Source organism: Paenibacillus dendritiformis (genome assembly GCF_945605565.1).
GTDB classification, from domain to species: domain Bacteria; phylum Bacillota; class Bacilli; order Paenibacillales; family Paenibacillaceae; genus Paenibacillus_B; species Paenibacillus_B dendritiformis_A.
This window is the reverse complement of record NZ_OX216966.1, coordinates 690595-697500: the sequence shown is the minus strand read 5'-3', so window position 1 is coordinate 697500 and position 6906 is coordinate 690595. Positions and strand designations below refer to the sequence as shown.

The 6906-nt window shown below is 57.0% G+C and carries 8 protein-coding genes (1 of these 8 only partly in view); all 8 read right to left on the bottom strand.

Annotated features, from left to right (window positions below):
- Positions 1-886, bottom strand: the 5' end (the start) of a protein-coding gene (locus tag NNL35_RS03015; RefSeq protein WP_006678251.1) for a glycoside hydrolase family 95 protein. It extends 1454 nt beyond the left edge of the window; the window shows 886 of its 2340 coding nt (coding positions 1-886); it begins with the start codon at positions 884-886; its stop codon lies beyond the left edge, outside the window.
- A gap of 236 nt (positions 887-1122) precedes the next feature.
- On the bottom strand, positions 1123-2631 hold the full coding sequence (gene lysS, locus NNL35_RS03010) for a lysine--tRNA ligase (RefSeq protein WP_006678252.1): 1509 nt from the start codon (positions 2629-2631) through the stop codon (positions 1123-1125).
- Between the two features lie 291 nt (positions 2632-2922).
- Positions 2923-3399, bottom strand: coding sequence for a transcription elongation factor GreA (gene greA, locus NNL35_RS03005; protein ID WP_006678253.1), 477 nt, complete (start codon positions 3397-3399; stop codon positions 2923-2925).
- A 371-nt stretch (positions 3400-3770) separates the two neighbouring features.
- Complete coding sequence (gene dusB / locus NNL35_RS03000) at positions 3771-4763, bottom strand: tRNA dihydrouridine synthase DusB (protein WP_006678254.1); 993 nt, start codon at positions 4761-4763, stop codon at positions 3771-3773.
- Between the two features lie 91 nt (positions 4764-4854).
- Complete coding sequence (locus NNL35_RS02995) at positions 4855-5055, bottom strand: helix-turn-helix domain-containing protein (protein ID WP_240765146.1); 201 nt, start codon at positions 5053-5055, stop codon at positions 4855-4857.
- On the bottom strand, positions 5022-5561 hold the full coding sequence (gene folK, locus NNL35_RS02990) for a 2-amino-4-hydroxy-6-hydroxymethyldihydropteridine diphosphokinase (RefSeq protein WP_006678256.1): 540 nt from the start codon (positions 5559-5561) through the stop codon (positions 5022-5024). Before folK ends, NNL35_RS02995 begins: the two co-directional genes overlap by 34 nt.
- Positions 5554-5961 carry a dihydroneopterin aldolase gene (gene folB, locus NNL35_RS02985; RefSeq protein WP_006678257.1) on the bottom strand — a complete coding sequence of 136 codons (408 nt, stop codon included), beginning with the start codon at positions 5959-5961 and terminating at the stop codon, positions 5554-5556. Before folB ends, folK begins: the two co-directional genes overlap by 8 nt.
- Positions 5962-6001: 40 nt before the next feature.
- Positions 6002-6841, bottom strand: a complete 840-nt coding sequence (gene folP / locus NNL35_RS02980) for a dihydropteroate synthase (RefSeq protein ID WP_006678258.1) — start codon at positions 6839-6841, stop codon at positions 6002-6004.
- Positions 6842-6906: the final 65 nt, after the last annotated feature.

Genomic DNA, 6906 nt, shown 5'->3' with positions numbered 1-6906 from the left:
ACAGGGAATCCTCTGAAGTGGCGCCGAGGCGAAGCGCGACCCGCTCATACAGAGCGCGGTGGTCCCGGACATGATCCGAGCGGACCTGTTGGTAGCCTTTCGCAGCGGCCGCTTCCACCTGGCGCAGGCAAGTCTGCAGCGGATTCGATTCGCGGAAAGTGGTCGCCGCTGCGACGTATAGGGTCACGGCGTCGGCAGCGTCTATAGATAGGCAATCGCCGATAGCAGTCACTTCACCATTGTCGGCAAGCGCTTTCAATGCAACGCAGTAACGAACCCCTCCAGCCCCGCATTGCCCCTGCATCGCGATCGTGTCCGATGCGATAACCGTCGTCCCGTCCTCGAAGGAGCGCCGGTTCAAATACAGGGACAAAGATAACCGCTTCGCAGCAGAGGCCGTCAACCGAAGCGCGATCACTTGATCGGGAACGCTGCTGAGCAGCTCCCGCGAATAGGCGATGCCGTTCCGAGTGTATTCGACCCGGGCCAGTCCATCGGGTAAGGATAGCTCCCGCGAGTAGCCAGACACTTCTCCTTCTTCTCCATGGAAAAACATCTTCAATTCCCCAAGCGTCTGGTAAGGACCAAAATGCTTCGGCACCGAAGCCAGCGCCAGACTGGCGATCCGCTCCGCCTCTTCAGGCTTGCCCTCCAGCAGATACTGCCGGATGACGGGCAAGTAAGCGGCAGCATCCGGGTTCTCGCGAGCGGCCGGCCCGCCGTACCAGACCGAATCTTCATTCAACTGCAGGCGATCCGAATCCACCCCGCCGAATTGCATAGCCCCCAGGCGCCCGTTCCCTATCGGCAGCGCCTCCACCCACTGTCCGGCAGGCTGCCGGTACCACAACCGATCCAATCCGTCCTTCGTCACGTCATCCGTCATGCAACTCCTCCTCGTAGGCCCATCCGGGGAAGCTCCCAGGAACCGCCAGGAATGAACCGGAATACCTTCGTCATGCGGTGAGAAATATTCTGAGGTGTTATCGATACCACAAACATAGCAATCCGTTTCGGAAATGTCAATTTGCGTTCGTGATTTCTTGTCGAAAACGAAACGGCTGTTAGAAGCACAAAGACCGGCCCTCCTATCGAGAGCCGGTCTCCTTGGCCGTTCTTTTATTATGAATTGCTGCGGTCGCGCATATGCGGGAACAGCAGCACATCGCGAATCGAAGGCGAATCGGTCAGCAGCATAACGAGGCGGTCAACCCCGATGCCCAGTCCGCCTGTCGGCGGCATGCCGTATTCCAGGGCGCGGATGAAGTCGTCATCCATCTCATGCGCCTCGTCGTTGCCATGCTCGCGCTCTTCCAGCTGCGCCTCGAAGCGCTGGCGCTGGTCGATCGGATCGTTCAGCTCCGTGAACGCGTTGGCATGCTCGCGGGCCACGATGAACAATTCGAAGCGATCCGTGAAGCGCGGATCCTGCGCATTTTTCTTCGCCAGCGGCGAGATCTCCACCGGGTGCCCCGTAATGAAGGTCGGCTGGATCAACGTCTCTTCCACGAAATGCTCGAAGAAGGCGTTCAAAATATGTCCAAACGTGAAGTGATTCTCCACCGGAACTTTGTGCTCCTTGGCCAGCGCATGCGCCTCTTCGTCGGTCATCTGTACCGAGAAGTCAACACCGGTTACTTCCTTGACCGCGTCAACCATCGACAAGCGGCGCCATTGCGGAGTCAGATCGATGTCATGGCCCTGATAACGGATCTTCATCGAACCAAGCACTTCTTGCGCGATATGCGCGATCATATTTTCCGTCAGACGCATGATATCTTCATAATCGGCATACGCTTCGTACAGCTCGATCATCGTAAATTCAGGATTATGGCGGGTAGAAATCCCTTCATTGCGGTAGACGCGTCCGATTTCATAGACCTTTTCCAGGCCGCCGACAATGAGACGCTTCAAATGCAGCTCAATCGCAATCCGCATGTACAGAGTCATATCGAGCGCGTTATGATGCGTGATGAACGGCCGCGCCGCCGCACCGCCCGCGATCGCATGCAGCGTCGGCGTCTCCACTTCCAAGTAACCGAGCGAATCCAAATAGCGGCGCATCGATTGAATGATGCGGGAGCGCGCGATAAAGGTCTGCTGCACATCCGGATTCATGATGAGATCGACATAGCGCTGACGGTAGCGCAGCTCCACGTCCTTCAAGCCGTGATATTTCTCCGGCAGCGGATAGAGCGACTTGGACAGCACCTCCAGATCCGTTACCTTCACCGACAGCTCGCCGGTCTTCGTCTTGAACACTTTGCCGCTCACGCCGATAATATCGCCAAGGTCCAGCATCGTGAATGCCTCATACTTCTCCGCTGGCACCGTATCCTGGCGGACATAGATCTGCAGGCGGCCGCTCAGATCCTGAATGTGGGCGAAGCTTGCCTTGCCCATCTCCCGCTTCGCCATAATGCGTCCGGCCAGACTGACGACAGCGCCTTCCGTCTCCAGCTCTTCCTTCGTCATGCCGTTATATTTATCCAATACAGCCTGGGCTGTATGCGTGCGGCTATATTTGGCACCGAACGGATCAATGCCGAGCTTCCGCAGCTCGTCCAACTTATTGCGGCGAATCTGTAGCAATTCGCTTAATTCGGTCTCTTGATTGACGACATCCGTCATACGTTTCACTCCTTCTATTGCTCCGCATGTCCGGTTGGCATCGGCCCATTGCGGATCATTCCATACCGTTATCATAACACGACAGGGACGCCGGGATATAGTCAATGATTGTCATCGGCCCGCTTAGCTCGTCCGCCAACAGCCAGAAGCTCGCCATAACATCTGCCGTACGATGAGAAAAAAGCTTCCCTAAAGGAAGCTTTGATCCGTTATGTCCCCGTAGCCGCTGCCGGCCACCTACCCCTATGCTTGCCGACTAACCGGCTTCACCGCTCTCGCCAGGGTCGCGGCTTAGAGCTTGATATCGACGATTTTGTATTGAATCACGCCTGCAGGCACGCTGACATCAACAACAGTGCCCTTGGCTTTGCCCAAAATCGCCTTGCCTACCGGACTCTCATTGGAAATCCGGTTCTTCAATGGATCGGATTCCGCCGTACCGACAATGGTATACTCCATCGTATCCCCGAACTCGAGATCCTGAACGATGACGGTGGAGCCGATGCTCACGATATCCGTATCGATCTCGTCGTTGTTGATGATGCGGGCATTACGAAGCATTTTTTCCAATGTAATGATACGACCCTCAATGAATGCCTGTTCGTTCTTCGCGTCTTCATATTCGGAGTTCTCGCTGATATCCCCGTAGCCGATCGCTATCTTGATTCGTTCCGCCACCTCGCGGCGCTTGACGGATTTGAGATTATCGAGTTCTTCCTCGAGCTTCTTCAGACCCTCCTGGGTCAGAATGACTTCTTTATCACTCATCTTACCGATTCTCCTGTCATGATCATTATTTTCGCATGCGAGCTTCGGCCGCTCTCGCAGTGAGCGGCAGCTTATCGATGCGAATGCCTTAATCTCATCATATGGCGCCACGGCCACATGATGCCCCCTTGCGCAGGCTTGTTCCAGATTCCCAATAGATGCATGGGCACGCATCAGCCCGTAGCTAATTTTCTATTGTTGAATTATATGGGATGATTTTGTAAAAGTCAATGAGACGCCCCACTGACGTGAAAACGCTTTGATGCAGGTCCTGTCTTGAATCAGGCGGCAAAGAGCAGCATCAAGACTTTTCCATCGCTTCCAGCATTGACAAAAATCAGCAGGGCATCGCGCCCTGCTGCATGCTTCATCTAGTTGACCATCGTTTCCTTCGCTTCAAGGCCGGCGACATAATCCTCCAGCAACTGCACCATCTCGTCGCGCCGCGTCCCTTCCATCACCTTGTCCTTGACGCGCGCCGCTCCCGGCAGCCCCTTCAAGTACCAGGCCAGATGCTTGCGCATTTCCCTGACCGCCACATTCTCGCCCTTCAACGCAATCAGGCGGTCCATATGGACAATGGCAATGCGCACCTTCTCCTCCGGCGCCGGATCAGGAAGCAGCTTGCCGTGAGTCAAATATTCGACCGTACGGTACAGCATCCATGGATTGCCCAAGGCGCCACGGCCGATCATGACGCCGTCGCATCCCGTCTCATCAAGCATGCGCCGCGCATCTTCCGGCGTCGCCACATCACCGTTCCCGATGACCGGAATCGAGACTGCCTCCTTCACTTGGCGAATGTAGCTCCAATCCGCCTTGCCGGTATACAATTGCTCCCGCGTGCGGCCATGCACGCTGACCGCCTGACCGCCTGCGCGTTCGACCGCCTTCGCATTGTCCACCACATAAATATGCTCATCGTCCCAGCCGATGCGCATCTTGACCGTAACCGGCTTATCCACGGCATCGACCACAGCCGACACCATCTCGTAAATCTTATTCGGATCGAGCAGCCAACGCGCGCCCGCATCGCATTTCGTCACCTTCGGTACGGGACAACCCATATTGATGTCGATAATATCCGCGTTCGACTCTTTATCGACAATTTTGGCAGCTTCCACCAACGACTGACGGTCTCCTCCGAAAATCTGCAGGCTGAGCGGCTTCTCCCGATCATCGACATACAGCATCTCTCTCGTCCGTTCATTGCCATGGACGAGCGCTTTGTCGCTGACCATCTCCGCACAGACGAGGCCGCAGCCGAATTCCTTCGCGATCAGCCGGAACGCCGGATTGCAGACGCCGGCCATCGGCGCCAGCACGACTTGATTTTTCATTTCGATGTTGGCGATTTTCAACACATCGACCACTCTCCTTTCTCTCGTTGTTCTATCGAATTCACCGTCTGCACAGCGTGAGCCGGGTCATATTCGGCAATGCCAGGATACCATTTTACCGGAAAGAAGGATCAGATGCCAGTTCCTCTTGCGTTACGCCGAGCTCCCCGGCAATGCGCCCCATCATAGCTTGATCCAGTCTCCGCCGTCCCCGCTCAATCTCGCCCAGCACGGATACCGACATCTCCAGCCGGTCAGCCAGCTGCTGCTGGGTCAAGCCTCTTAATTTGCGGAAGGCGCGGATTCGTCGGGCCAACTGAAGCGTGTCCACTTCCGAATATCTTCCTTCCCATCCAGTGTTCCCAGGGCGCGGTGAACGAATGCGTGCAGCCGGCGATTATCCGAAGGCACAATGTCCGCCAGCGGAATGAGCACGAACAGCCGCTCTCCCATCCGCGGGTGAGGCAGCGTCAATTCCGGCGAATCCATCTCGAATCCTTCCATATATAACAGGTCCAGATCGATGACGCGGGGTCCCCAGCGAACATCGCGAACCCGTCCCATCTCCAGCTCGATGTCCAGCATGACACGCAGCAGGTCCTGCGGCGCCAGCGTACTGGCCACCTGGGCCGCCATATTCAAAAATTGAGGCTGATCCGTGTACCCGACCGGCTCCGTCTCATAAACGTCCGAGCATGCGGCCACCCGAATCCCGGGATGGGCGTCCAGCTTCGCCAGCGCCTCCTGCAGAGAGCGCTCCCGGTCGCCAAGATTGGCTCCAAGCGCAATATAGGCCACCGCTTCCTGCTTCATCTCATTCATCGGCAGCCTCCGCTTGACGTCTCTCTTCCCGAGCCCGCGTAATGTCTATCGTCACGCCCTGGAAATGAATATCGAACGGCGGGTGCGGCTTCGTTACCCGCACATGAGCCTCTTGAATGGCGGGATACCCGTCCAGCAGCGTCTCGGCAATCCGCTCGGCCAACGCCTCCACGAGCTGATACGACTGCTCCTCTACAATGGATTTGACGGAATAGAACAATTCGGCATAATTAATGGAGTCCTCCAGCTTATCCGATTGTCCCGCCTTCTGCAAATCGATCTGCAAATCGAGATCGACGATCCAGCGCTGACCCAGTGCCCGCTCCTCCGCGAACACCCCATGCTTGCCGAAAAACTCCATCCGATGGATCTGCATCCGATCCGGCTTCACGACTCTCATCGCTTCCGCTCCTTTCCTTCCCTTGAATTGCCGCCTGGTGTCAGCGGTACAGCACCGCGTCGCACATCCGCGCCGTACGCGCGATCGAGGCGACATCATGCACGCGCACGATCTGGCAGCCCTGCGCAATGCCGAGCGCCACCGTCGCCGCCGTTCCTTCCACCACATCGTCGACCGGCAGCTGCAGCGTATCCCGGATGAACTTCTTGCGGGATGTGCCAAGCAATACCGGATATCCTAACGCGCACAGCTCGTCGAGATGGCTCATCAGGACGAGATTGTCCTCCCCGGTCTTGGCGAAGCCGATGCCGGGGTCGAGCCAGATCTGCTCGTCCTTCACTCCAGCCGCTTTGGCCAGCGCCACGCTTGCGAGCAAGTCGGCCTTCACCTCTTCGACGAACCGGTCATACCGCCGTTCCGGACGGTTATGCATCAAGATGAGAGGACATCCATAGCGGGCGGCGACATGCGCCATCTCCGGCTCCTTCTTGCAGCCCCAGATATCATTAATAATATGGGCGCCTGCCTCCAGTGCTTGCCGCGCCACCTCCGCTTTATACGTATCCACCGAGATCGGCGCCTGCGGCAGCTCCCGACGCAGCGCCTCGATGACCGGCAGCACCCGCTCCAGCTCTTCCTCCTGCCCTACGGGCTGATGACCCGGACGGGTCGACTCCCCGCCGATATCGATAATGTCGGCTCCCGCTTCCAGCATCTCCTCCGCGTGACGCAGAGCCGCGTCCACGCGGTTATACCGGCCGCCGTCCGAGAAGGAATCCGGAGTCACATTCAATATGCCCATAATTAAGGTGCGCTGACCGAGAGTCAAGGCACCGTTCGCCCAACGATAGGTTCGTTGCCGCCATGTCGGCTGCAGCATGTTCAACATCTCCGATCTGTTACAAGCTCTTGTATACTATGTTACGAGAATAATGGGCCGCCAAC